The following is a 26,281-nucleotide window of genomic DNA, read 5'->3' as shown; positions in this document are numbered from 1 at the left end:
GTATGCTTTGTCCGTCCTCGCTTTGTTGTGGGCGGACGGGGAGGCTCCACCGGGAGGTCCTAGGTGAGGTCATGTTCCAGGGCAGGGCGCTTTATGGCGACCGCTTTGATATCCAGGAGAGAAAGTTCAGGTTTGCAGCTTGCGGTTTGCCTTTGACGGCTCGCTTGTCTGCCTGTTCTCAAACATCGTGAAGAAGAAGACGGATCTGGAAGGATCGTCATGGATAGGGGCTTTTGTCCCGCGCTTCGCTCCGAAGCGTTCTGCCTGCCTCTTTAAGAGGGGAGGGCAGTCCGACGGTCCTGCCGGCAGGGATTGCCAGAGGTCGAGTGCATCGCTCGACGCTGGACTAGACGGTTCCTGTCATTTGAAGTCGATGTCGCCTGACCGCGCATCGTCCGGATCCGTTTCGAGAAGCTGGTCTTTCGCCGGTTGGTCTAGACAACCAGCCGGCATGACGCACTGCTGCAGGAGGCTTTGGTCTTTAGTTCCTTCGGGGGCTGGATCAGGGTCAATCATGCGGTGCGATCTCAAGAAGAATGATCTGATCGACCATGATCTCTCTCAACTGTTTCCTTCGAGCTCCATTCGGCCGTTCTGACGAGCGGGCGGATATTGGCGTCGATGGTGGGTGTTCCTTTGCAAAAGGGGGAACGGACACCAGAGCCCGAACGGGCGACGGCCGGTCAGGCCGTCCCCGCGGAGCCGATCGCGCAAGCGATCTGGCGTGAGCGATAAGGAACAACGGTCCAAAACCCTTTAAGGGTTTTGAACCGATGATCATGGGCGATGGGAACGATCAAGTGTCTGAAGGGCATTTGGTGGATGCCTTGGCATGCACAGGCGATGAAGGACGTGATACGCTGCGATAAGCGTCGGGGAGCTGCGAATAAGCTTTGATCCGGCGATTTCCGAATGGGGCAACCCACTTTCGACTACCGTTAAGTTCTAACCGTTGAGCCGTTGATGGCCCGAGAGGGTGATCTGCGGTCTTTGATGTTGGCGCACTTGCCGTGATGGCGAGTGTGGCAGCCACAAAGGCCGACCGGCCGTCGGGCCTTATGGCCCGCCCTCGCGGAGCCGATCGCGTAGCGATCTGGCGTGAGCGGCTAGGATTAACGGTAGTCAGTGAAAGTATCTTTGGTCTGAATCCATAGGGTCAAAGAAGCGAACCCGGGGAACTGAAACATCTCAGTACCTGGAGGAAAGGACATCAACCGAGACTCTGTTAGTAGCGGCGAGCGAACGCGGACCAGGCCAGTGGTTTTGATTGAACAAGCTGAAGACGTTGGAAAGCGTTGCGAGATTGGGTGACAGCCCCGTAGGCGTAATTTTGATCAAGATCCTTGAGTAGGGCGGGACACGTGAAATCCTGTTCGAACATGGGGGGACCACCCTCCAAGCCTAAGTACTCGTGCATGACCGATAGCGAACCAGTACCGTGAGGGAAAGGTGAAAAGCACCCCGACGAGGGGAGTGAAAGAGAACCTGAAACCGAATGCCTACAAACAGTCGAAGCCCGGTCTTCAAATTCTTCGAATTTGAAGCCGGTTTCCTTTTATTGCTTGGCCTCAAGCGCCGGCGGTCGCATCCGCGACCTTGGCTAACGCGCCATCAGGCGCGACGGCCGGTCGGCCTTTGGCTGTCCTTGCCATGTGCGACCCTTTCGGGGTCGCGGGCGCGGACGGTGGCTGACGAGGGCGTCTTCGGGCGTCTTGCGGGCAAGCTTGAGTGTGGCAGGTCCGAGCGCGTCGCCGATAGGCGACACATCGCGCGGACAGCCCCGCTTTGAACGAAGCGGCGTCCCGAACGGGACGAAAGCCGAGCGGCCGGATGGCCGCGCTGGCGACTGAAGCCAAAGCAATAACAAGGGAGCACGGTCAACAAATGCGAAGCATTTGATGACCGGGTGACGGCGTACCTTTTGTATAATGGGTCAGCGACTTAGTCTGGCGAGCAAGCTTAAGCCGATAGGTGTAGGCGCAGCGAAAGCGAGTCTGAACAGGGCGTTCAGTTCGTCGGATTAGACCCGAAACCGAGTGATCTAGCCATGCGCAGGCTGGAGGTGCGGTACACGCACTGAAGGGCCGAACCCATATCTGTTGCAATAGATCGGGATGACGTGTGGCTAGGGGTGAAAGGCCAATCAAACTCGGAAATAGCTGGTTCTCCGCGAAATCTATTTAGGTAGAGCGTCGGATGAAGACCCTCGGGGGTAGAGCACTGGATGGGCTATGGGGACTCACCGTCTTACTGATCCTAACCAAACTCCGAATACCGAGGAGTCCTATCCGGCAGACAGACGGCGGGTGCTAACGTCCGTCGTCGAGAGGGCAACAACCCTGACCTCCAGCTAAGGTCCCCAAGTCATGGCTAAGTGGGAAAGGATGTGAAGATCCCAAAACAACCAGGATGTTGGCTTAGAAGCAGCCATCATTTAAAGAAAGCGTAACAGCTCACTGGTCTAAACAAGGGTCTTTGCGCCGAAAATGTACCGGGGCTGAAGCCATGCACCGAAGCTGAGGACTTGTCTTATGGCAAGTGGTAGCGGAGCGTTCCATAAGCCTGTGAAGCGGTATCCGTGAGGAGCCGTGGAGGTATTGGAAGTGCGAATGCTGACATGAGTAACGATAAAGGGAGTGAGAGACTCCCTCGCCGAAAATCCAAGGGTTCCTGCTTAAAGTTAATCTGAGCAGGGTTAGCCGGCCCCTAAGCCGAGGCCGAAAGGCGTAGGCGATGGGAACCACGTTTAATATTCGTGGGCCTGATGGAAAGTGACGGATCGCGTGTATCGTAATCTCTTATTGGATTGAGGTTGCGGTGAAGCGGTTCCAGGAAAGAGCTCCATCTTATAGACCGTACCCGAAACCGACACAGGTGGATGGTAGAGATACCCAGGCGCTTGAGAGACTGTGCTGATGACTCGGCAATTGCACGCGTACTTCGAGAGCGTGACTCATTACGCAGTAGTGGGGGTGGCAAGACAGGGGTAGCGACTGTTTATCAAAAACACAGGGCTCTGCGAAGTCGCATAAGACGACGTATAGGGTCTGACGCCTGCCCGGTGCTGGAAGGTTAAGAGGAGAGGTTCACGCCTTGAATCGAAGCCCCAGTAAACGGCGGCCGTAACTATAACGGTCCTAAGGTAGCGAAATTCCTTGTCGGGTAAGTTCCGACCTGCACGAATGGCGTAACGACTTCCCCGCTGTCTCCAGCACAGACTCAGTGAAATTGAATTCCCCGTGAAGATGCGGGGTTCCTGCGGTCAGACGGAAAGACCCCGTGCACCTTTACTATAGCTTTACACTGGCATTCGTGTCGGCACGTGTAGGATAGGTGGTAGGCTTTGAAGCGTGGACGCCAGTTTGCGTGGAGCCATCCTTGAAATACCACCCTTGCCGTCATGGATGTCTAACCGCGGTCCGTCATCCGGATCCGGGACAGTGTATGGTGGGTAGTTTGACTGGGGCGGTCGCCTCCTAAAGCGTAACGGAGGCGCGCGATGGTGGGCTCAGAGCGGTCGGAAATCGCTCGTCGAGTGCAATGGCATAAGCCCGCCTGACTGCGAGACAGACAAGTCGAGCAGAGACGAAAGTCGGTCATAGTGATCCGGTGGTCCCCGAGTGGAAGGGCCATCGCTCAACGGATAAAAGGTACGCCGGGGATAACAGGCTGATGACCCCCAAGAGTCCATATCGACGGGGTTGTTTGGCACCTCGATGTCGGCTCATCGCATCCTGGGGCTGGAGCAGGTCCCAAGGGTTTGGCTGTTCGCCAATTAAAGCGGTACGTGAGCTGGGTTCAGAACGTCGTGAGACAGTTCGGTCCCTATCTGCCGTGGGTGTCGGAGCATTGACAGGATCTGTCCCTAGTACGAGAGGACCGGGATGGACGGATCTCTGGTGGACCTGTTGTGGCGCCAGCCGCATTGCAGGGTAGCTATATCCGGTCGGGATAACCGCTGAAGGCATCTAAGCGGGAAACCCACCTGAAAACGAGTGCTCCCTATCAGGGCCGTGGTAGACCACCACGTCGATAGGCCGGGTGTGGAAGCAGGGCAACCTGTGAAGCTTACCGGTACTAATCGCCCGAACGAACTTGATCGTTCCCATTCGCCCATGATCATCAAAGGCGACCCCGACCGACAGGGAGGGGCAAAACAGTGAAACTGTTTTGAGCCGAAGATGCCGGAGAGCTTACCAGCTCGAAGGCTGAGACCGGTTCGGCCGAAAGGCCGAAGGCGAACCATGCGTTCGCCAGGTTGAGATCCCCGAGCCCTCTTGGGGCGAGGGCCAAGCCAGATCAAAGGCGATCAACATTCTTCTTATTGTCTAAAACCAGCTTCTCACCCTGCTTGGTATTTGCCGACCTGGTGGTCATAGCGGCGCGCCCCCACCCGATCCCATTCCGAACTCGGCCGTGAAACGCGCCAGCGCCCATGATACTTCGTCTCAAGACGCGGGAAAGTCGGTCGCCGCCAGGTCCGCAAATCCCAAGCAAAAACAAACCCTTCTTCTCAAAACAACACACACAGCAAACCCAAAAACCCCGGTCCAAAACACCGGGGCTTTCGGCCTGTGTTCGGGGAAAGAGCGACTGTAGAGGCCGAGTGGTGGCAAGGGCAGGGCGGCAGAAAGAAGCGGCTCGCCCAAGAGGCGAAGGTCACGTTCGCCGTCGTTAGGCGCGTAGAGTGATACTGCGAGCCTCGTGCCGTGCATATCGCAGACCTTCACATAAATCTGGAAGGCGTCAGAAGCAGATTGGCGCATCGATTTTTCCAGATATTGAAGCCTTAGCCTTCAACCTCATCCCGACCTGATTCGCCACTGCGACTGGTTTCACAGCGCCTTTTCGTAGATCGCGAGCGCGGCTTCGTAGGTCATGGTGCGCGGGTTGTTGATCAGCAGGCGCTCCTGCTTCATCGCGTCCTCGGCGAGCTTCGGCAGATTGTTGTGGCTGACGCCGACATCCCGCAGTTGCGTCTTCATGCCGAGGTCCGGGCCGAGCGCGCGGAAGCCTTCGACGAGCCCCTTGGCCGCCTCGGTCGGTGATCTTCCGGCAAGCTCCGGGAAGACGATCGGCGCGAGCGCGGCATAATGGGCTTCGGCCTCCGGCATGTTGAATTCGAGCACATGCGGCAGGACGAGCGCGTTCGAGAGGCCGTGCGGCACATGGAAATGCCCGCCCAGCGGATAGGCCAGCGCATGCACCGCCGCGACCGGCGCATTGGCGAAGGCCATGCCGGCGAGCATCGAGCCGAGCAGCATGTCGCCGCGGGCCTTGCGATCCTCTGGCTCCTTGCAGGCCGTGCGGATGTTGCCGCCGAGAAGGGCGAGCGCCTCGCGGGCGAGGCAATCGGAAACCGGGTTTTTCTTGTGCGCGGAGGTGTAGGCCTCGATGGCGTGCACCATGGCATCGATGCCGGTCGCTGCCGTCACATGGGCCGGCAGGCCGATGGTGAGTTCGGCATCGAGGATTGCCCAGTCGGGCAAGAGCTGGGGCGAGACGACGCCTTTCTTCTCCGCCTCGCCGGTGGTGACGATGGCGATCGGTGTGACTTCGGAACCGGTGCCGGCGGTCGTCGGTGCGAGAACGAGGGGCAGCCGCTCGCCGGTGACCTGACCGACGCCGTAGATCTCTGCGATCGCCTGCTCGCCGGCGAGAAGCACGGCGATCAGCTTGGCGGTGTCGAGCGAGGAGCCGCCGCCGACCGAGGCGACACCGTCGCAACCGGCCGCGCGGGCCTTTTCGACGGCGGACAGGATCATCGCTTCCGGCGGATCGGCCTCGACGTCGGAGAAGACCACCGTCTCGACGCCTGCCTCCCTGAAGCCGGCAAGCGCGGTTTCCGCGAGGGCGAGATCGAGAATGCCCTTGTCCGTGACGAAGAAGACCGTTCTGCAGCCCTTCTTCGCCATGATCTCGCCCATCCGGGCGGTCGAACCGACTTCAGACAGGATGGATGGCGTGGTCTGGAAGACGAAGCTGCTCAACGGGTTCCTCCTCGTGCCGGGTGTGAGGCGCCCGGGCCAACTAGTTCTATGGTGCATCTGCGACGGCGCACTAGCGCAGCCGATGCTGGACCATCTCGATGAGTCTCGACGTCGCGCATGAAATCATTTTTGGCCTGCGCTGTCATGGCGCGCGCCTTCTCGCAGCGAAACACTTCTCACGAAAATCCGGGCCGATCGGGCATTGGCCAGCAAATCAGTTGCCGTCACAGGTCGATAGCGAGAGTCAATCGATTCGCGTGATCACTGTGCGGCAGCATGGAAACCGCCGCCAACACCCGATGATCGAACGGTGTCCTCGAACCAGCCCGCGAAGGCTTCCTGCTCGTCTTTCGTCAGATGAAGCCGTTGCTTGGTGCGGCGCCAGAGGACGTCTTCCGGTCGCATTGCCCACTCGTGCTTCACGAGATAGCGCACTTCGGCCTCGTAGAGCAGGGCACCGAAGTGCCGGCCGAGATCGTCGGGGGTCTTCGCGCCGCCGATGAACTTCTCCATTCGGGCGCCATAGAGGCGCCCGTAATGAATGAGGAGATCGCGGGGGAAGCCCGGAAAGCGCGCGCGCATCTTTTCGACGAAGGCGATGAAGTCGGCGTTCTCGATCTCGCCGCCGGGCATGGGCGTGTCGGCGGTCCAGTCCTTGCCAATCTTGGGGAAGAATTTCGCGATCTTCCCCGCCGCGTGCTCGGCGAGCTCGCGGAAGGTGGTGATCTTGCCGCCGTAGACGTTCAGCATCGGCGCGCCGCCGTCCTCGTCGAGATCGAAGGAATAGTCGCGGGTCACGGCGGACGGGTTGCCCTGGCCGTCGTCGAAGAGCGGGCGCACACCGGAGAACGTCTCGAGGATATCTTCGCGGCGCAGCTTTTCTTTAAAGTAGCGGTTCACCGCCGCCATCAGATATTCGATCTCGCTCTCGTCGGCGGTGGCGTCCTCGGCCCGGCCGTCGAAGGCGATGTCGGTGGTGCCGATCAGCGCCTTGTCGCCCTCATAGGGGTTGATGAAGATGACGCGCTTGTCGTGGTTCTGGACGAGATAGGCCTGCGGGCCCTCCCAGAACTTCCGCACGATGATGTGGCTGCCCTTCACGAGGCGCACGTTGCGCCGCGAATTGCGGCCCGCGACACGGCCGACGATGTCGTTGACCCAGGGGCCGGCGGCGTTGACGATGCAGCGCGCACGAACCTTTCGCGTCGCGCCGGTCGTCTCGCTCTTCAACTCGGCGGTCCACGTCTCGCCGTCTCGCCGGGCCGAAGTGCAGGCCGTGCGCGGCAGGATTTCCGCGCCCATTTCGGCGGCTCCGACGGCATTGAGGACGACGAGGCGGGCATCGTCGACCCAGCAGTCGGAATATTCGAAGCCCTTTGTGTATTTGTCGAGGATCGGCGCACCTTCCGGATCGCGCTTGAGATCGAGCATCCGCGTCCCCGGCAGCCTCTTTCGGCCGCCGAGATGGTCGTAGAGGAAGAGGCCAAGCCGCACGAGCCAGGCGGGCCGGTCCTCCGGGCTGTGGGGCAGGACGAAGCGCATCGGCCAAATAATGTGGCTCGCGGCGTTCAGCAGAACTTCGCGTTCGATCAGCGCTTCGCGCACCAGCCGAAACTCGTAATATTCGAGATAGCGCAGGCCGCCATGGACCAGCTTGCCCGAGCGCGACGACGTGCCTTCCGCAAGATCGTCCTTTTCGCAGAGGATCACAGAGAGGCCGCGCCCGGCGAGGTCGCGCGCGATGCCGGCCCCGTTGATGCCCCCACCGATGACGAGGACGTCGATAAGATTGTCTTCGCTCATCGGGTTTCGTCCTTCTGCTCGTCTGTCATGGTCGTATCGAGCGGCGTGGCACTCGCATCCACGCGGCGGTTCCGTGGCCGGTCCTTCGCCATCCCGTCCCAGACGGGAATAAGGGCTTCGCGGGTGAGCTTGTAGCTCGGATAGAGCGCCACATAGGTTTCTGTGAGGGCCTGATCTGGTTTTTCGGGGATCTCGAGAAGCGGCGTCACCCATTCGGCGACGCAGTCGTCCATCGAGCCGTAGACCCCTTGGGCGACCGCCGCCATCATCGCGGCGCCGGCCGCGCCGGTTTCTTCGCGCCGGCAGATGCGGACCGGAGCGCCGACGGCGGCAGAGATGATCCCGCGAAAGGCCTTTGAGCGCGCCGCGCCGCCGGTGAGGCGCAGTTCGCCGGGCATTGCGCCCATCGCGGCGTAGCAGTCCCGCGCGGCCATGCCGAGACCTTCGACGACGGCGCGCATCAGGTCGGCGAAGCGGTGGCCGCTCGAAAGGCCGATGAAGCCGGCGCGCGCGTCCGGATTGACGAAGGGGCCGCGCTCGCCCGCCGAGATATAGGGATGATAGAGGATCGCGCCGGGATCGCTGCGCGACAGCCAGCCGTCGATATGGCCGACGAGATCGCTCCGCTTCGGGCTAGTCCCGAATTCGCCGGCGATGTCGGCGGCGACATCGAGCCACCAGTCGATGTTGAGGGTCGCGGCCATATTGGTCTGGACCTGCGTGACCATATCGGGCGCCGGAAGCGCGATGACGTAGCCGGTGCCTTCGGCGTTCAACACCACCTCGTCCGGCGTTACGGCGCGCATGTGGACGCCGGTGGAGCCGACGGTCGAGGCGGCCGCGGCCGGGTCTCCGGTATGGACGCCGGCCCCGAGGCCGGTCATTGCCATGTCGACGTAACCGAGCGAGACCGGCGTTCCTTCTAAGAGGCCGGTCTGCGATGCCGCAGCGGCCGTCAGACTTTGGGTGGTCTTTGTGCCGTCGACGATCTCGGGAAGGAGATGGCGATAGTCTTCCAGACCGAGGGCCGCAATCACCGTGTCGTCATAGGCGCGCGTGCGGAAATTGCCGAAGGTGAAGCAGGCTTCGGATGGATCGGTCGCCCGCACGCCGGTGAGGTTGAGATAGAGCCAGTCCTTGCAGTGGAGCGCGGCTTCGGCTCTGGCTAGAAGCTCCGGATGATGGGCTGCAATATGGGCCAACTGGGAGCCCTGCTGGCAGGTGTTAAGGCCGGTTCCCGTCGCCTCGAAGCGGGCGCGTTCATTATCACCGGCGGCGAGCTTACGGACGGTTGGCGCCGATCGCGCGTCGAGCCACAGCCAGGCATTCGCGACGGGTTCGTCGCCCGCGCCGACCAGCCAGGTGCCGTCGCCCTGACCGGTCACCGCGAGCGCCAGGGTGCGGGCGGCGAGGTTCTCAATCTTGTCGCCGAGCCCACGCAGCGCCTCGGCGCAATCGGTCCATGTGCGCAGCATCGGCTGGGTCGCCGAGCCGTCCTCGCCTTCGTCGTAGCGGTTGAGCACCGCGCTCGAAGCCAACTGCCGGCCGGTGAGATCGAAGGCGACCGCCTTGATCACGGACGTGCCGGCGTCGATGCCGATCAGGATGTCGCCGCGATCAGCCATGACCGGCGGGCTCCGATCGCGCTCCGGGATCTTGCCGCTGAGTCTCGATCCAGATCATACGGCCTCTTTCTCGGTAATCTTGATCGGGCGTTTCATCGTAACGAGCGAAAGCGCCGTAGCCTCATCAACGATCAGTTCGCTGATATAGCCGCTGCGAAGGACCGCCGAGAGCGGCGCCACCTTCTCAGCTCCACCTGCAATCGCGATGACCCGGCGACCCGACAGGTCGTCGAGCCCCGGCGATACCGTACGACCGTCTAGAGAGGTTCGGACCGGCATGCCGTTTCCATCGAAGAAGTGGCCAAGGAACTCGCCGACACCGCCCGCCGCGCGCACCTCCTCGATCTCGTGGGCTTCCAGCATGCCCGAGAGGCGCAACTGGGTGTCGCTGACCGCCGTGCCGACGCCGGCTACCATAATGTCGGCGCCGAGCGCCTTGTCGAATATCTGTCGAACACCGCGTTGGGCCAGAAGAACGTCTCGATCCGCAGCGGTGTTGGCGAAAAAAGGCACTGGCAGGCAGTAGCTCGCGACGCCGGTTTTTTGGGCGAGGCGGAACATCACGTCGTGCGGGTTGGCGGCGTAATTCCGCGTGACACCCCCGAGCAGGGACACGAATTCGAGGCCGCTTCCGTCAACACCTGACATGGCGTCGATCGCGGCCGCGAGAGTCCGACCGTGGCCGAGCCCGAGCGTGAGACCATCGGCGTTTTCAATGGTGCGCTCCAGGAAGGTGGCGCCGGCCCGCCCGAGCGCACGTAGCGGCAGTCCTTCCTCTCCGAGATCGGGCACAACCTCGCAAGCCGAAAGGCCATAGGCCAGTCGCAGCCGTTCAGCGAGCGCAAGGCAATCGGCGACGTCTCCAACTACGGAAACCTTCACTGCGCCGCTTTCGTGTGCGCTTGCGATCAATCGGCTCGCGGTCGCGTTCGACACCTTGAGGCGCTTGGCGACCTCGGCCTGGGTAATACCGCCAGCATAGTGAAGCCAAGCCGCGCGGACTGCGAGACTCGTATCTGCATTGCGCTTCGTTACTCCGCTCACCATCGCTCGTCCGTTCCCGTCTCTTTTTTGCGATGCAATAAATTTCATGACAAGAAACTTATTGCATTTTGCAGGGGATTGCTAGTAGGATCAACCCAGTCGCTGCCCGAAATGACCTCCCAAGGGTAAATGCCGGGCGGCGGCAAAGGCTTCGGGAGGAGGCCTTCAGGATCAGACGAGGCCGCGCCGTTTCCGCTTGGTTTGGTCGCCGTCCTGGGTCCTAGGATGTCTCGCTCCCGCATTATTTTCAAACGGACAGCACGAGGGATCGAGCGCATGAGCCTTCAGTCCACTTCAAGATCCAAGAACGGCGGTAACTTTTTCTCCGCCCGCATCCTTCTGCCCGCGGCGGGAGCGATTTTGCTTGTGGCTATGGCGCTCGACACAACGATCGTCTGGGAGGGCTCGGAAGAGGCGGCCTCCTTCGCATCGGACACATTCTCTCCGGAAGAATTCGGGGCCGCCCAATTCCCGGATATACAGACCTTCGTTGAGACGCGTGCCGTCGAAGCGGAAACCCTTGCGAACGAGATTGCCGCAGACAAGGCCGCAGCGTCCGAGAAATACGGGGTATCCGCCGGCGTCGGTGCCGTGATGCCGGTCAAGTTCTCCGGCGTCGTCGGCGACGGTCGCTCAGGCGTCTACGATGTGAATGTCGAGGGCCTGCCTGAAGAGACGCGCGTGCGCGTTCAGACCGGTCCGGCCGTCAACGGCACCGACCTGCGCGATGCCATGGGCACGATCGAATTCGGTCAGTTCAAGAACCAGATCGAGTATCAAAACGCGGGCGCTGCTATCAACGACGTGATGAAGGCCGAGGTCCTCCAGCCGATCGACAATTCCGAACTGACCGGCAAGACAATCACCGTCACCGGCGTCTTCAAGCTGATCAACCCAAAGAACTGGCTAGTGACGCCGGTCCGCATGAGCGTCGAACAATGACCGCGGCACGCGAATACGCGATGGGCGAGGTCGTCCTATCGGCGCGGGACGTCGCGAAGTCCTTCGGCAATATCCATGCGTTGAAGGGCGTCAATTTCGACGTCCACAAGGGGCAGGTGACGACGCTGTTCGGTGAAAACGGGGCCGGCAAGTCGACACTGATGAAGATCCTGTCGGGCGTCATGAAGCCGACCTCCGGCGAGATTATCCTCGACGGAGAGCCCGTGACCTTCGCCTCCTCGACGGATGCGCGCGATCGCGGCGTCTCGATCATCCACCAGGAGCTCAGCCTCGCGCCCAATCTCTCAGTTCGCGACAACATCTTCATGGGCCGCGAGATCAAGGGCCGGGCCGGCGGCATCGACTACGCCGAGGAAGAGCGCCAGACGCGCCTTCTCATGGAAGAGCTCGAAGAAGACATCGATCCGCTCACCATGGTCGAAGACCTGCGCCTCGGCCAGCAGCAGATCGTCGAGATAGCCCGCGCGCTGTCGGTGAATTCACGCATTCTCATCATGGACGAGCCGACCTCGGCACTCTCGGCGAGCGAAGTCGAGGTGCTCTTCAGCGTCATCCACGACCTCAAGAGCCGCGGCGTCTCGATCGTCTACATCTCCCACCATCTGGAAGAGGCGCTGCAAATCACCGATCACGCCGTCGTCCTGCGGGACGGCTCGATGACCGCCCGCGCGCCGCGCTCCGAGATCGATCTCGAATGGATCGTGCACAACATGGTGGGCGAGGGCTTCGACCTCGGCTCGCCGCCCGTCGGCCACACGATGGGCGAGGCAGCGCTCTCGATCGAGAATCTCTGCGTCCCCGACAAGGTCAATCCCGAGCGGCTTCTGGTCGACAAGGTCTCCATCGACGTGAAGGCCGGTGAGATCGTCTGCATCTACGGCCTGATGGGAGCTGGCCGTACCGAACTGATGGAATGCGTCGCGGGCCGCCTTCAGGAGACGAGCGGCACAATCCGGCTGAATGGCCGCGAGATGAACGGGCTTTCGATCGCTGGCCGCATCGCCGAAGGACTGGTACTCGTGCCAGAGGACCGTCAGCGCGACGGCCTCGTCCAGACCATGTCGGTCGGGCAGAATCTCTCGCTCGCTTCCATCGGGGCCTTCACCAAGGGCCTCTTCACCTCCAAGAAGCGCGAGGGCGACATCGTCACCGGCTCGATCCGCAACGTCCACATCAAGACTGATGGCGGTGAGGCTCCGATCACATCGCTGTCGGGCGGCAACCAGCAGAAGGTCGTGATCGGCAAGATGCTGGCGACCGAGCCGAAGGCCGTGCTTCTGGACGAGCCGAGCCGCGGCATCGACATCGGCGCCAAGGCCGAGGTTTTCAGACTACTCGCCGAAGGCGCAAAACGAGGGCTCGCAGTGCTCTTCACCACCTCCGAGGTGGGCGAGTGTCTGTCGATCGCCCATCGCATCATCGTCATGCGCCGCGGCACCATCGCGGCGGAATTCGGCCCCGACACGACCAAGGAGGCGATCATGGCCGCCTCCGGCGAGTCGAAGGCCGCGGCCTGAACCTTTCTCAAGCGGAGTCCGACCAGATGTCCGATATCGGCGCTTCACGCAAAGTCGCGATCCCCGGCCTTACGGACGGGCGGTTCGACATCGCGCGGATCCTGCTGGAAGGCCGCGCCTTCTTCGCCCTGATCGCGATCATCATCGTTTTCTCGATCTTGTCGCCGGTTTATTTCTCGGTGAACAATTTCCTGATCATGTCCTCGCATGTGGCAATCTTCGGCCTGCTCGCGATCGGCATGCTGCTGGTGATCCTAACGGGCGGCATCGACCTGTCGGTCGGCTCTGTTCTGGCGCTCGCCGGCGTCGTCGCAGGCGCACTGATGCAGGGGGTTGCCTTCGAAAGCCTTGGCTTCACCGCCTATCCGCCGGTCTGGGTGGTCGCGATCCTCACCTGTCTCGTCGGGGCCTTCGTCGGCCTCGTAAACGGCGTCCTCATCGCCTTTTTCAAGGTGCCGGCATTCGTCGCGACGCTCGGCCTACTCTATGTGGCGCGCGGCGTTGCGCTTCTGATGACCAACGGCCTCACCTACAACAATCTTGGCGGTCGCGAGGCTCTTGGGAACACAGGCTTCGACTGGCTCGGTTTCAACCGTCTGTTCGGAATCCCGATCGGCGTCATCGTGCTTGCTGTCGTGGCGGTCATCGCCATGCTCATCTTGAAGCGCACCGCCTTCGGCCGCTGGATCTATTCGACAGGTGGCAATGCCCGCGCGGCCGAACTCTCCGGCGTGCCGGTGCGCGGCGTCACGATCGCGGTTTATGTCCTATCGGGCATTTGCTCGGCGATCGCGGGTCTCGTTCTTTCCTCTCAGCTGACCTCCGCCGGGCCAACGGCCGGCCAGACCTACGAGCTGACGGCCATCGCCGCGGTCGTCGTCGGCGGAGCGGCCCTGTCCGGCGGCCGAGGCCGAGTGGGCGGTACTCTGCTTGGGGCCTTCGTCATCGGCTTTCTCGCCGACGGCCTCGTGATCATCGGCGTCTCGACCTACTGGCAGACTGTCTTCACCGGCGCCGTGATCGTGCTCGCCGTCCTACTCAACTCGATCCAGTACCGATCCGGTGGTCGCAAGCCGTCGGGGTCCGGAACACCGCCATCTCCGCAGGCCAAGGCCAAGGAATAGCGCCAAGACCTTCGGAAAGACCGCCGGTTTCGCCGGCTCAATTCAAACGGGAGGAAATCCATGCTGACAATCACACGCCGCGTCGCCATCGCCGCGATGGCATCCGCCACGCTGCTTGCAGGAGCCGGTGTCTCGATGGCACAGGACAAGGGTCTGATGACCATCATCGTCAACGATCCGGCGAACCCCTATTGGAAGACCGAGGGCGACGTCGCCCAGGCAACTGCCGAGGAAATGGGTTACCAGGCCAGCGTCTCCGCCCATAAGGGCGACACCAATGTCGAGAGCAACCTCATCGACACGGCGATCACCAACCAGTCCGCCGCGATCCTCCTCGATCCCGCCAATGCCGACGGCTCGATCGGCGCGGTCAAGAAGGCCGTCGATGCCGGCATTCCGGTCTTCCTCATCAATGCCGAGATCAATGAGACCGGCCTCGCCAAGGCGCAGCTCGTCTCCAACAACGCCCAGTGCGCCGCGGACGGAGCGGTGAAATGGGTCGAGCTCGCAGGCGACGACGCACAATATGTCGAGTTCTTCGGAAACCCGGCCGACAACAACGCTGCCACCCGCTCCAACGGCTACGAGACGGTGCTCTCCCAATATCCGGATCTCGAAAAGCTCGCCCAGGAGACCGCCAACTGGGATCGCACCCAAGGCTACAACAAGATGCAGTCGATCCTCCAGGCGAACCCGAATGTCGGCGCCGTTATTTCCGGCAATGACGAGATGGCGCTCGGAGCGATCGCAGCCCTCAAGGAAGCCGGCAAGTTCTCCGAAGGCATGGTCGTTGGTGGTTTCGACGGCAACCCGGACGCCGTCGATTCCGTGAAGGCCGGCGAAATGTCCTACACCGTGCTGCAGCCGGTCGCCGAGTTCGCGGCCGAAGCGGTGCGCCAGGCCGACGCCCTTATCCAGAACGGTACCGAGCCGGAGACTGAGAAGCAGCAGTTCAACTGCTCGCTTATCACACCGGACAACGTCGACCAGATGACCGGTCCCTTCACGCTCGGAAGCTGACCGAAATGCCTATGGGCGCGGACAGGGTTGTCCGCGCCGTTCAACGACGCCCCTTGACCCGTCCTCCCAAGCGCTGCCCTGGGGCGTCATCCCGTATGATGGAGAAACATTGCAATGGCACAGACGGAACGCGAGTTGCGCGAGGCGATCGTCGAAAAGGCGCGCTGGATGAATGCCAGCGGCCTCAATCAGGGTACGTCGGGCAACATCTCGGCCCGGCACGAGGATCGGATGCTGATCACGCCGTCGGCCACTGCCTACGAGGCGATGACGCCCGATATGGTTGCCTCAATGCCGGTCGACGGCGAATACGGCAGCTGGGAGGGCCCGCTGAAGCCCTCGACCGAATGGCGCTTCCACCTCGACATCATGAAGGGCCGGCACGATGTCGGCGGCATCGTCCACACCCATTCGACCTATGCAACGGTGCTCGCCATCGCCGGTAAGTCGATCCCTGCCTGCCACTACATGATGGCGGCCTTCGGCGGCATGGACATCCGCTGCTCGGACTACGCGACCTTTGGCACGAAGGAACTCTCCACTGCGGCGCTCAAAGCGCTTGAGGACCGTACCGGATGCCTCCTCGCCAATCACGGCATGATCGCGACGGGTGCCAATCTCGACAAGGCGATGTGGCTCGCCGTCGAACTCGAGACGATCGCAAAACAGTACTACATGTCCCTCCTCATAGGTGGCCCGAACCTCCTGAGCGAAGGCGAAATTGCGGACACGGTGAAATCCTTCGGCAGCTATGGCTTGCAGGATCACAAGGACAAGGCCGCATAGGTTTCACGTAAAGCCAAAGAAAGCGGGCGCCGGTCCTGTCGGCGCTTCCCGGCTTATGGTTTCATCAATGGCTACTGGTGATGTACGCTGAGCCAGCGGGAAGCCCTTCGCTCTGGAATACGAGCTCCGGACAGTCTGAACCTGCTCGTGGGAACGCCTCCACGGGAGTTCTTTTGCCCGTCATTTGCGTAGGGCCACGGATTTTCAGGCGATCTGCAGGCTGGATTCTTCGAATTTAACGGAAAATTGCAGTCTCTATGGGATTCCTTGAAAACGCAGAGCGGGGCCCAGATGACGCTTTTCGAGTCGGAAATCATTTATGTCTTGATACGCGGCACCGCGCTGCTTTCGCTCGTCGCATTGTTTTACGGCTTCGTTTCGGACATTGCTCCGTCGGTTCTGCCCCGCGGTTTCACGATCGGCCTCGCATTTGGTTTTGCGGCGGTCATTGCGATGTCCGACCCGTTCGAACTCGGGCCGGGCGTGATCGTCGACGCTCGTGGGATCGTTCTCGTTCTCGCCGCGCCGTTCGGCGGGCCGCTCGCGGGCCTCATTTCGGGGTTGATTGCAGGCGCCTACAGGCTCTGGATCGGCGGCGCCGGCGCCTATCTCGGTGTTATTGTCGTCGTTTCTGCCGTATTGATCGGCATCCTCTGCAGTCGCTTCGTGCGCAAGCGTGAAGGTGGCTACGATCCCTCGAAATTGCTCGTTCTCGCGACACTGGGTTGTGCCCAGAGCTTCCTCCTCTTGCTGATCCCGTTTTTCGCGCCGGGCGTCGATCCCATGCGCACGCTGGTGCCTCACGTTGCTGCGAACTGGTTCGGCATCCTGTTGCTGGGCCACTTCCTTACCGGTGTCGGCCGGCGGCGTCATGCGACGCGCATCCTGCAACGGGAAGCCTTTACCGATTCGCTGACCGGTCTGCCGAACCGCCGCGCCTTCGATCAGTCCGTGGAGCGGCTGAGCGATCTGCGCGAACGGGGGGAGGTTCCAGGCCCTGTCGCCCTGCTTTTGATCGACATCGATCACTTCAAGCAGGTCAACGACCAGTGGGGGCATTTCTTCGGCGACAAGGTTCTCCGAAGCGTTTCGACTACTATCCGCCGTCAGGTGCGCCGGGGCGATATTCTGGCGCGTTACGGAGGCGAAGAGATTGCGGTCATCCTGCCGTCGACCCAGCACTCCGACGCCTGCAGCGTCGCAGAACGTATCCGGATGGCGGTTGAAAACGGTGAGTTTCGCGTCAAAATCACCGCGAGTGTCGGTGTCGCCATAGACGAGGACATCAACGCGTTTTGCGATCTGTTCCAAGCAGCGGACCGGGCGCTCTATCGGGCCAAGAAAAACGGTCGTAACCGCATCGAACTCGAAATTCTCCCCGAACTGGTAGGCTCAGACGAAGCCCTGCCATCCGCAGTCGTCCGAAAGGGACGGACCGCGCTCCCTAAGCGTGTCTTCGAGGTTGCCTGGATCAACGCAGCAGCGTCTGCTTTCTCGATCAGAATCGGCCAATGGGGACGGTCACGCTATCGCAAACCTCATCGAACATTGACTGCGCCTGATGAGTTTGCTCGTTTCCTAGGCCAGGGTGAATAGCGCGATATCTCTAGGTTACGACTACCATCTGGCTCGAGTAACCGCCGAATCGCCGAGCATCCTATTCCGAATATGGTCTCGTCAGCGAACGGCGACTCGGATCAGAGAGCCGCTCCTCACGCGCAAAGCCCACATCGACTTCACTTGCCATACCGTATTTGTCAGCCCAGTTTGACGATCAGGTCGAACCGGGATGGCAAGAAATGGCGGCGGCGAGTCTAAGGGGAAAGACGGTTTTCATGTCCGGAGGCTCTCGCGGGATCGGTTATGCGATCGCGCTGCGGGCGGCGCGGGACGGTGCCAATGTCGTTATTGCCGCCAAGACCGACAAACCTCATCCGAAGCTGCCCGGCACCATCCATACTGCTGTCGAAGACATCGAGAAAGCAGGCGGGCAGGGACTTGCCGCCGTCTGCGACATCCGGGAGGAGGATCAGGTGAAGGCGGCCGTAGAAAGGGCCGTCGAGCGGTTCGGCGGTATCAATATCTGCATCAACAATGCTTCCGCCATCCAGCTGACCGGCACTCTCGAAACCGAGATGCGGCGTTACGACCTGATGAACGAGGTCAATGCGCGCGGCACCTTCCTCGTCTCGAAGACCTGCCTGCCGCATCTCCTGAAGGCCGAAAATCCCCATATCCTCAATCTCGCGCCGCCCCTCGACATGAAGCCGAAATGGTTCGCCGGTCACACCGCCTACACGATGGCGAAGTTCGGCATGTCCATGTGCACGCTCGGGATGGCAGAAGAATTCAAGGATCGGGGCGTCGCTGTGAATTCGCTCTGGCCGTTGACGGCGATCGACACGGCCGCGGTGCGCAATGTCCTCGGTGGGGACGCAATGGCCAAGATCAGCCGCAGTCCGGACATCGTCGCCGATGCCGCCCATGCGATCCTCACCCGGCCGGCCCGTGAGACGACCGGGAACTTCTTCATCGACGAACTAGTCCTTCGCGACGCAGGCGTCACCGATTTCTCCGTCTATGGACCGGAAGGCGGCAGAGATCCGGTCGCAGATTTCTTCGTGCCGGACGCGGTCTTCGAGAGCGTGCACACCAGGGTGCGGCAGATGTTGTAAGGGCCGGTCGTTTCGCGACCGAACCTTTGCGGAAAGCCTTGACGGGACCTTGCTTCGCCTTCAATCAGCCTTGCAGGTAATTTCGCCGCTGGGAGATCCGACCTTGGCCCGCAATCTCCGTATTGCCGTAGTCGCCTTCGTTGTAACCGCCGGTCTGTCCGCCTGCGTAAGCGTCAATGGCGGAGACATAAGCCCGCAGAGCCTGTCCGAGCGCTGGCGTGGGCAATCGGCCGACGCGTTCTTCGCCCGGTACGGCAGCCCGTTTGCCGAATACGGCGAACGCAATGGCGGCGTCCGTTACACTTGGCGCAAGCGCTATGTTGCACCATCGGCCGCGGCGGGTGATGGGACTGAGGTCCGCGTTTGCGAAATCGATCTCGTGACCGATGCGAGCGACCGCATCCAGTCGATCGGTGCGACCCGCAATTCCAAGATCCGCGATGAGGAGACGCCTTCCTGCGAGGGCGCATTCGGTGTTGATGCCGCCTAGCGCGACGCAGCCGACGATCGAACGGCTGGCCGGTGATGCGGTGCTCGATGTGCTCGACACCGTCGCCCGCCTTCGGATCTCGGTCTTTCGGGCCTATCCCTATCTCTACGATGGCGATCTCGAATACGAGAGGGATTACCTGAAGACCTATGCGGAATCGAAGGGTGCCGTGGTCATACTGGCGCGGGCGCCAAGTGGGGATGTGATCGGCGCTTCGACGGCGGCGCCGCTCTCCGACCATCAGCCGCAACTGGCCAAGGCCTTCGCCGAGAATGGCATCGATCCGAACGAGGTCTTCTACTGCGCCGAATCGGTGCTCCTGCCAGAGTGGCGCGGATACGGCATCGGCCACGCCTTCTTCGACGAGCGGGAAGCCGCTGCGCGGGAGCAGGGCTATTCCATCGTCTCGTTTTGCGGTGTGGTGCGCCCTGCGGATCACCCCATGAAGCCAGACGACTACAAGCCGCTCGACGGCTTCTGGACAAAGCGTGGCTACCGCGTCCTCAAGGGGATCGAGGCGCCGATGTCCTGGCGCGATGTCGGCGATACGCAGGAGACGAAGAAGCCGATGCAGTTCTGGATGAGGCGCCTCGATCGAGACGACGACGGCGTCTGGTCGGCGCGTTAGAGCTGCCGCGGCTAATAAGTCGGTCTGATGGTTTGTCCCTTCCGGGTATTCCGAAGTTCGTCGGGTTCGTCAGAAGTGTTAGGTATCCCCGTGTGTGGGCGGGCATAATGGGACCAAAGGAGATCACCCATGGCCCGCCGCCAGGAACCCAACATCTCTGACGCATTGCTCGACCAGCTTCTGTTGGGCGCCGATCCGACGACTGCTTTTGACCCCGGCGGCCTGCTCGACGGCCTGAAGAAGGCGCCCGCCGAGCGGGCGCTCAACGCCGAGATGGATCACCATCTCGCCGGCGAGAAGGGCGCTGGAAACGGGTGCAACGGCTACGGCAAGAAGACCGTGACGAGCGACAGCGGCAAGTTCGAGCTGTCCGTTCCGCGAGATCGGCAGTCGAGCTTCGATCCGCAGTTGATCGCCAAATATCAGCGCCGCTTTCCGGGTTTCGATGAAAAGGTCGTCTCGATGTATGCCCGCGGCATGAGCAACCGAGAGATCGTCGGCCATCTCCACGATCTCTATGGCGTCAACGTCTCGCCGGACCTGATCTCGGCCGTCACCGACGCGGTTCTGGACGAGGTTGCCGCCTGGCAGGCCCGGCCGCTCGAGCCAGTTTATCCTCTTGTCTTTTTTGATGCCCTCAGGGTCAAAATCCGGGACGAGGGCTTCGTCCGCAACAGGACCGTCCACATCGCCCTTGGCGTGCGCGCCGACGGTACCAAGGACATCCTCGGCCTCTGGCTGGAGCAGAACGAATGCGCCAAGTTCTGGCTGCGGGTTATGAACGAGATGAAGAACCGAGGCGTCGAGGATGTTCTCCTCGCCGTCGTCGACGGCCTGAAGGGTTTTCCCGAGGCGATCGTCGCGGTCTTTCCAGGTGCCACGGTCCAAACCTGCATCGTTCATCTCCTGCGTCATAGCTTCGACTTCATCGCAAGGATCGCAAGCCCGTCGCCGTGGCGCTGAAGGACATTTACCGGGCCACCGACGCCGAAGCGGCTGAAAAGGCCCTGATGGCGGTCGAGAACGGCGAATGGGGCCAGAAATACATGGCCATCGGCCAGAGCTTGGCGCCGGGCATGGAGCGAGGTCATCCCGCTCTTCGCCTTCCCCGAAGAGGTTCGCAAAATCGTCTACACCACGAATCAAATCGAGGCGATGAACTCCAAACTGCGCCGGACGGTACCCGCCCGCGGCCACTTCCCGCGCGACGACGCGGCCATCAAGCGTCCCTTCCTTGCCTTGAACCGGGCCGAGAAGGAGTCGCAAATGGCGCCCAGTGACCGGGCGATGGCCAAAGCGCAGTTCGCCATCCTCTACGGCGAGCGCTTCACAGCGGCTAGGGCCTGAAAATCTTCAACCGCCCGCCCACACACGAAATTCTTGACACTTCCGAAAGCCGGCAATTAAAGATCTTTGGTTAAACGAGGCTATTTCCCGGCCATCGTACCCTAGCACGACCGCTGAGAGCCTGCCGAATGCGACTTTCGCCACTGCAGAGATTGCAACGAGCTAAAGCGCTCATTTGATCGACTGAAGCAGGCCCATCGCATCGCCATGCGATAAAGAAAGACTGCCCTCTTTTGACGTGCTCCTCGATATTTTTCACTGGCGAACGTTACTTAGATATCATGTCGATAGAATTAAACGTTACAAAACACCAGAAAGAAGAGCAGTTGCAACATCTCGGCTTGCGTTACGCCTTCCCGATCTTATAGTGCAGTGGATTTGTAAAATCGATAAAGTTCAACGCATGGGGGTCTGAGGTGTCATCTATAAGATTGAGAGTAATGGACCTAAGCAATGTATAGGATAGCCATCTTAGGACTCGGGGCAATCGGTTCGCGTCACCTCCAAGCCCTTGTCCGTAGCTCATTGGGCTCACTTGTTATCCATATAGTCGAGCCTTTAGCTACAAATCGGGAATTGGCTTTGCAGCGATGGGTAGAAGCTGGGGGCGAGAAGAGTCCGCATCGTCTCAGTACGGAGTTGGTAGATAACATTGATATAGCGATAGTTGCCACAACTGCTCAGTATCGCCGCATAGCCATAGAGGCACTTCTTTTAAATGCGTCCGTCAAATACTGGATCTTGGAGAAGCCGCTTGCTCAGTCACTCGAAGATATTCAGGGTATTGTTTCCGCCTGTGGAAATCGAGCGGTTGTGAACACACCAAGGCGAGCGATGGAGTGGCACAAGCATATCGCACGGCTGATACGAGAGGATGGGGGTCCTAAATCCGTGAGTGTGCACGGAGGTGATTGGAGCATTAGCTGCAATGCGATGCATTTCATTGATCTCGTCCGGTTTTGGAGCAATGCGGAACCAATAGCCGCAGACACTTCGAGCTTGTGGTCTGAATGGCATACGGCAAAGCGGCCTGGCTTCATTGATGTGTTCGGCCGTCTCGTCGTAGAGTTCCAAGGAGGAATAGAGCTATCGATGGAGGCGCAACCTGAAGTCAAGCCACTGCTCATTACAGTCAACACAAACTCGTATCAGTGGCGAATTTACGAGGGTGAAGGTATCTGTAAACGCGACGATGGTCTCATACTCAAAGGAAAATTAGAATTGCAAAGCTCTCTAACTGGGAAAATAGTCGATCAAGTAATTTCGGGCCAAGAAACTGAACTGCCGGCGCTGCAACCGCTTGCGAGAGCTGAGTCTTTAATCCTAGAGGCGCTAATATTGCATAGCATCGCGAACGGCGGTGACACGCACACGCTACCAATTACCTAAGGATCGTTCGTGCTGGAGAAGACCCGCGGTGACTGAAAAGTTGTGGCTGATAGGTGCAGGGCCTATGGCAGAGGCTTATGTAAGAGTTCTGGAGGCATTAGACTGCGAATTTCGGATAGTCGGAAGGAGCGAGATTAGCGCTGCCCAGTTAGAAGCAAGAACTGGTAGAGAAGTCGAGCGCGGTGGCCTCGAAGCAGCAATCATCAAGTATGGTTCTCCGGTAGGCGCAATTGTTTCGACGAGCATAGAAACACTCAGCGCCAATGCGATCGCTCTGATGGAGTCTGGTTGCAGCCGAATTCTCGTCGAAAAGCCGGCCGGCCTGAATGGAGATGAAATACGTCGTCTCGGGAGCGTTTGGAAGGGCTTCAACTCAAAGCTATATGTTGCTTATAATCGTCGTTTTTATGCCTCAGTAGATCATTTATGCCAACTTGTCGCTGCTGACGGCGGAGTTAAGCTTGTCAATTTCGATTTTAGTGAGCTTTCAGAACGTGTTAGCGTTCTCGAAAAGTCCCCCCTTATAAAATCGAACTGGTTCCTTGCTAATTCGACACACGTTGTTGATCTCGCTTTCTATATCGCCGGTACTCCAGTAGGAAGATTTAATGCCACTACATCCGGTGAATTGGATTGGCATCCAACCTCCAGCCGATTCGCAGGTAGCGGAGAAAGCACGAAGGGGGCCCTTTTCTCTTACGCAGCAAATTGGGGTACGCCGGGCCGCTGGGGCCTTGAAGTTCATTCGGTTCATAGGAGGTTCTTATTGCGGCCAATGGAGCAACTTTGGGAAATTCACTCTGCATTTGAGCCACCCGTAGAAATCGAGATTGACGATAGATACGATCGTCTCTTTAAGCCTGGCGTTCTACAACAAGTAAAGGCATTTCTCAGTACAAAAGAAGATGGGCGTTTGTGTAGCATCGCCGATCACCTTTTAGCGCTTCCTCACCATGAACGGATTGCAGGCTATAGCCCCTAAAACACGGAACTACGACCCAAGCCATAGACGCGTTGTCGCTAGTTTGATGCCGGCGCGGCATTAGTCGGCAGAGTTCTTGTATGGGCCGCGCTGCCATGCAACTAGCTGGAACCGATTAGGAAGCGCTCGACTCGTTCGACTGTCGATAAGTTCACTTGATAAAGCTGAAGGACGTCTTTCGGTAAGCGTTATGCGCAATGTCTGCACAATTCCTCTTGCTGGTGGTCCGGCTCTGACGCCGGGAACCCGACTTCGAGCAACAATGATTATCTTAGGGTCGGCTTGTCACACGCAGGGCTTGGATCGTTGGCGTCGTATTCGTCGATGAAGCGGTTGATGGTCTCCTGAAGCTCAACGAGCGAGAGGAAGACGCTGCGCTTCAGCCTTTTGCTGCTGAGTTTTGCGAAGAACCCTTCCACCGCATTGAACCTTGACAACGAGGTCGGCGTGAAGTGGAAGGTCCAGCGTTGACGCAGCGCAAGTTAGTCCCGGACCTTCGTGTGCTTGTGGACTGCGTAGTTGTCGAGCCCGGTATGAATGGTTTGCTCGCCGGAAAGCGGCGCTCAATGTTGTTGAGGAAGCGGTTGAACTCCTGATGGCGATGGCGCTGCATGTTCCGGCCAATGACGGTCCCGTCGAGGGTGTCGAGAGCGGCAAGCAGCGTCGTCGTCGCATGCCACATGTAGTCATGCGTCGTCGTCGCGCCGCGCCGCGCCGGTCTTCGCGGGCAGTCCTGTTTGTGTACAATCGAGTGCTTGTATCTGGCTCTTCTCATCGACGCTGAGAACCACGGCAGGCGCCGGCGGTCCGACGTTAAGGCCGTTGACATCGCAAAGCATCTTGACGAAGGCCGGATCGTTTGAGTGCTTGAAGGTATGCCGCCGGCCGCGGCGCAAGGCCGTGTGCCTTCTAGATCGTCTGAAGGGTCGAGACTGCCAGCGCAAAAGCCTTCGCCATCGTCTGTGCCTTCCAGTGCGTCGCCTAGTTTGGTGGACGCGCTTGAGCCAGGCGCACGACTTCTTTCATCGCTCAATTCGAAACCAGCGGCGAGCCGGGCGGCTAAGACTTATCACGCAAGCGCCCGTCGACGCCTTCCCTTACAAAGCGCTCTTACCAGCGCCAAACCGTTGTATTCGACTTGCTGGTCGCGGTCCTAATCGCGTTCGTGCAGACACCATTGGCGCTCATGATCACGATCCGCGCCCTCCAGACATGCTTCTGCGGCATGTTGGGATCGGCAACGATCGTATTGAGCCGGTCGCGATCGCCGGCGCCATGCTCGGTTAATATTCTTTCATGCATGCTCAAGAGTGGCGTGCGTCCACGGAAATCGGAAACCGATCAAGGGCTTATCCGACTTGGCTAAACCACTAAGTGTATGACCAACGGGTAACCGTCGTGTGACACCGCGATGGAGAGGAAGCCAAGTTAGGGCTCTTTAGTCTTGTCTTCTCGCGTTGCGGACCTGGGTTCAGTTCTTTAAATTGTTTAAGAGCGCTCTACCCGATTGCGATATCTTCACTTTTCGGTGTCAGGCGGCGTCAGATCGATCTAGTCCCACTTGTCGGGAATGACCGCCTCATGTCCGACTCTTGCAGTTCCTCGCAGATCGCGGCAGCATCGTATCCCTTTAGGCAAGTAGCACTTCAATCCGATCGCTGATCGTACGCATCGGGCGAGGGGTGGCGCCCCTGCCATCGTGGGCAGGTTCTGGATGGCAGGGCGATCTGATCTGCCCCCGATCTTTCATCCTACGGCGATTGGAGCCTTGTCCGTTTCTGCTACTCCGCCGGGCGCGGGTTGAGGTCCGCAGGACGGCGTAGACTTGAAGCGCTCTGATAGCGGAGCGCCGAAGCCGGTTGTGCTGATCGTCTTGGCGAAGTCCGCCGGGGTCAGGTAGCCGAGCGGGGAGCGCGGCCGCCGCGTGTTGAAATCCCGGATCCAGGCGGTGATCGAACTGCGCGCGTGTGGCCGAGGCTGAGGAACAAGCTCTCGTTCAGTCGTTCGTCACGTATGCGGCCATTGAAGCTCTAAATGAAACCGTTCTGCATCGACTTGCCGGGCATGATTTAGTGCCATTCCACTCTATGGTCTTCTGACTAGGCGAGGATCGCGTTCGAGGTGAACTCCGTGCCGTGATCGGAGATAATTCCAGGCTTGCCAGGGCTCGCGATCAACGCTTTTGGTTCGTGGACGACACGGCGACCGGAGGCCGATGTATTGTGGATTGCTGCGAGGCATTCTCGCGTGACATCGTCGACGATGTTGAGAACGCGGAAACGGAGTCCACAGGCAAACTGGTCGTGGACGAAATCCAATGACCAGCGAGCGTTCGGCTTGGCCTCGATGAGGATCGGCGCCCGGGTTCCCACGGCACGCCGCCGGGCACGGCGCTTGCGGACTGCCATCCCTTCCGCGCGATACAGACGATAGATGCGGACGATCAAGGAAGGCTCGCCCTCGCCACGCAGGAGAACGAACAAGCGGCGGTAGCCGAAAAAACGCCGCTCATGGGTCAGATCGCGCAGCTTGCCGCGAAGCTCTCTATCCGGTGGTCTGCGCGACTGGTAGCGAACCATCTTCCGATCGGCACCGACGATCTGGCAGGCCCACCGCTCTGACAGGTCCATCACGGCCCGCAGATGCGAAACGGCTCCGCGTTTGGCGGCGGGCTCTACCATTTTCGCTACAGGGAGACCGTAGGTCGAACGTCGCGGAGCGCGGCTACAATCCAGCATCTGTTCGGCCAGGAACTCTTCAGCTTGGCGTTCTCCTCCTCCAAAGCCTCAAGGCGCTTGGTGTCGGAGACAGCTATGCCGCCGTCTTTGGCCTTCAAGTTGGGCATCTCGAAGAACCGCGATTTGCAAGTGCTAAAGACGGCTTGAAGGTTGTGTCGGG

Annotated in this window: 15 protein-coding genes, 2 rRNA genes and 3 pseudogenes; 14 read left to right on the top strand and 6 right to left on the bottom strand. The window is 60.1% G+C overall.

Annotation, left to right across the window (positions count from 1 at the left end; genetic code table 11):
* The first annotated feature begins 794 nt into the window (after positions 1-794).
* Both FP2506_RS11065 and rrf read left to right on the top strand, forming a co-directional pair.
* Positions 795-4,103, top strand: a 23S ribosomal RNA gene (locus tag FP2506_RS11065).
* Positions 4,104-4,365: 262 nt separating this feature from the next.
* Positions 4,366-4,480: ribosomal RNA gene (gene rrf, locus FP2506_RS11060) — 5S ribosomal RNA — on the top strand.
* A 355-nt stretch (positions 4,481-4,835) separates the two neighbouring features.
* Here the strand turns inward: rrf and FP2506_RS11055 are convergent.
* From FP2506_RS11055 to FP2506_RS11040, 4 genes are all read right to left on the bottom strand, one after another.
* Positions 4,836-5,990, bottom strand: a complete 1,155-nt coding sequence (locus FP2506_RS11055) for an iron-containing alcohol dehydrogenase (RefSeq protein ID WP_007067571.1) — start codon at positions 5,988-5,990, stop codon at positions 4,836-4,838.
* 261 nt (positions 5,991-6,251) lie between these two features.
* On the bottom strand, positions 6,252-7,793 hold the full coding sequence (locus FP2506_RS11050; RefSeq protein ID WP_007067570.1) for a glycerol-3-phosphate dehydrogenase: 1,542 nt from the start codon (positions 7,791-7,793) through the stop codon (positions 6,252-6,254).
* Positions 7,790-9,418: an FGGY-family carbohydrate kinase gene (locus tag FP2506_RS11045; RefSeq protein ID WP_007067569.1), complete on the bottom strand. Its 1,629-nt coding sequence runs from the start codon at positions 9,416-9,418 to the stop codon at positions 7,790-7,792. The genes FP2506_RS11050 and FP2506_RS11045 overlap by 4 nt, the downstream gene beginning before the upstream one ends.
* A gap of 54 nt (positions 9,419-9,472) precedes the next feature.
* Entirely contained in the window at positions 9,473-10,465 is a 993-nt protein-coding gene (locus FP2506_RS11040) for a sugar-binding transcriptional regulator (protein ID WP_007067568.1), read from the bottom strand.
* 273 nt (positions 10,466-10,738) lie between these two features.
* On the opposite strand from FP2506_RS11040, the gene FP2506_RS11035 reads away from it, so the two are divergent.
* The 12 genes and pseudogenes from FP2506_RS11035 to FP2506_RS18760 all read left to right on the top strand — a co-directional run bounded on the left by FP2506_RS11035 (position 10,739) and on the right by FP2506_RS18760 (position 23,383).
* The gene (locus FP2506_RS11035) at positions 10,739-11,404 is read left to right on the top strand and encodes a DUF2291 family protein (protein ID WP_007067567.1); all 666 of its coding nucleotides are present in this window, start codon (positions 10,739-10,741) and stop codon (positions 11,402-11,404) included.
* The gene (locus tag FP2506_RS11030; protein ID WP_007067566.1) at positions 11,401-12,942 is read left to right on the top strand and encodes a sugar ABC transporter ATP-binding protein; all 1,542 of its coding nucleotides are present in this window, start codon (positions 11,401-11,403) and stop codon (positions 12,940-12,942) included. The genes FP2506_RS11035 and FP2506_RS11030 overlap by 4 nt, the downstream gene beginning before the upstream one ends.
* A 26-nt stretch (positions 12,943-12,968) precedes the next feature.
* On the top strand, positions 12,969-14,066 hold the full coding sequence (locus FP2506_RS11025) for an ABC transporter permease (RefSeq protein ID WP_007067565.1): 1,098 nt from the start codon (positions 12,969-12,971) through the stop codon (positions 14,064-14,066).
* Positions 14,067-14,126: 60 nt separating this feature from the next.
* Complete coding sequence (locus FP2506_RS11020) at positions 14,127-15,086, top strand: D-ribose ABC transporter substrate-binding protein (RefSeq protein ID WP_007067564.1); 960 nt, start codon at positions 14,127-14,129, stop codon at positions 15,084-15,086.
* Between the two features lie 114 nt (positions 15,087-15,200).
* The gene (locus tag FP2506_RS11015) at positions 15,201-15,872 is read left to right on the top strand and encodes a class II aldolase/adducin family protein (protein ID WP_007067563.1); all 672 of its coding nucleotides are present in this window, start codon (positions 15,201-15,203) and stop codon (positions 15,870-15,872) included.
* Positions 15,873-16,163: 291 nt separating this feature from the next.
* Entirely contained in the window at positions 16,164-17,468 is a 1,305-nt protein-coding gene (locus FP2506_RS18030; protein ID WP_050765071.1) for a GGDEF domain-containing protein, read from the top strand.
* 203 nt (positions 17,469-17,671) lie between these two features.
* Positions 17,672-18,547 carry an SDR family oxidoreductase gene (locus FP2506_RS11000; RefSeq protein WP_040489099.1) on the top strand — a complete coding sequence of 292 codons (876 nt, stop codon included), beginning with the start codon at positions 17,672-17,674 and terminating at the stop codon, positions 18,545-18,547.
* A gap of 103 nt (positions 18,548-18,650) precedes the next feature.
* Positions 18,651-19,037, top strand: a complete 387-nt coding sequence (locus tag FP2506_RS10995; protein WP_148227544.1) for a hypothetical protein — start codon at positions 18,651-18,653, stop codon at positions 19,035-19,037.
* Positions 19,027-19,665: a GNAT family N-acetyltransferase gene (locus FP2506_RS10990; protein ID WP_007067559.1), complete on the top strand. Its 639-nt coding sequence runs from the start codon at positions 19,027-19,029 to the stop codon at positions 19,663-19,665. Before FP2506_RS10995 ends, FP2506_RS10990 begins: the two co-directional genes overlap by 11 nt.
* Positions 19,666-19,794: 129 nt before the next feature.
* Positions 19,795-21,012, top strand: a pseudogene (locus FP2506_RS10985) (IS256 family transposase).
* Positions 21,013-21,465: 453 nt separating this feature from the next.
* Positions 21,466-22,401 carry a Gfo/Idh/MocA family oxidoreductase gene (locus tag FP2506_RS10980; RefSeq protein WP_007067556.1) on the top strand — a complete coding sequence of 312 codons (936 nt, stop codon included), beginning with the start codon at positions 21,466-21,468 and terminating at the stop codon, positions 22,399-22,401.
* A gap of 28 nt (positions 22,402-22,429) precedes the next feature.
* Complete coding sequence (locus FP2506_RS18760) at positions 22,430-23,383, top strand: Gfo/Idh/MocA family oxidoreductase (RefSeq protein ID WP_148227543.1); 954 nt, start codon at positions 22,430-22,432, stop codon at positions 23,381-23,383.
* A gap of 246 nt (positions 23,384-23,629) precedes the next feature.
* On the opposite strand, the pseudogene FP2506_RS19205 reads toward FP2506_RS18760, so the two are convergent.
* Both FP2506_RS19205 and FP2506_RS19200 read right to left on the bottom strand, forming a co-directional pair.
* Positions 23,630-24,685 (bottom strand): annotated as a pseudogene (locus FP2506_RS19205) (IS630 family transposase); the annotation flags it as partial.
* 444 nt (positions 24,686-25,129) lie between these two features.
* Positions 25,130-26,222, bottom strand: a pseudogene (locus FP2506_RS19200) (IS3 family transposase); the annotation flags it as partial.
* Positions 26,223-26,281 lie beyond the last annotated feature (59 nt).

The organism is Fulvimarina pelagi HTCC2506, assembly GCF_000153705.1.
Classification (GTDB): domain Bacteria; phylum Pseudomonadota; class Alphaproteobacteria; order Rhizobiales; family Rhizobiaceae; genus Fulvimarina; species Fulvimarina pelagi.
Note: the sequence above shows the minus strand (reverse complement) of the source record. Positions and strands in the feature narration are given on the sequence as shown.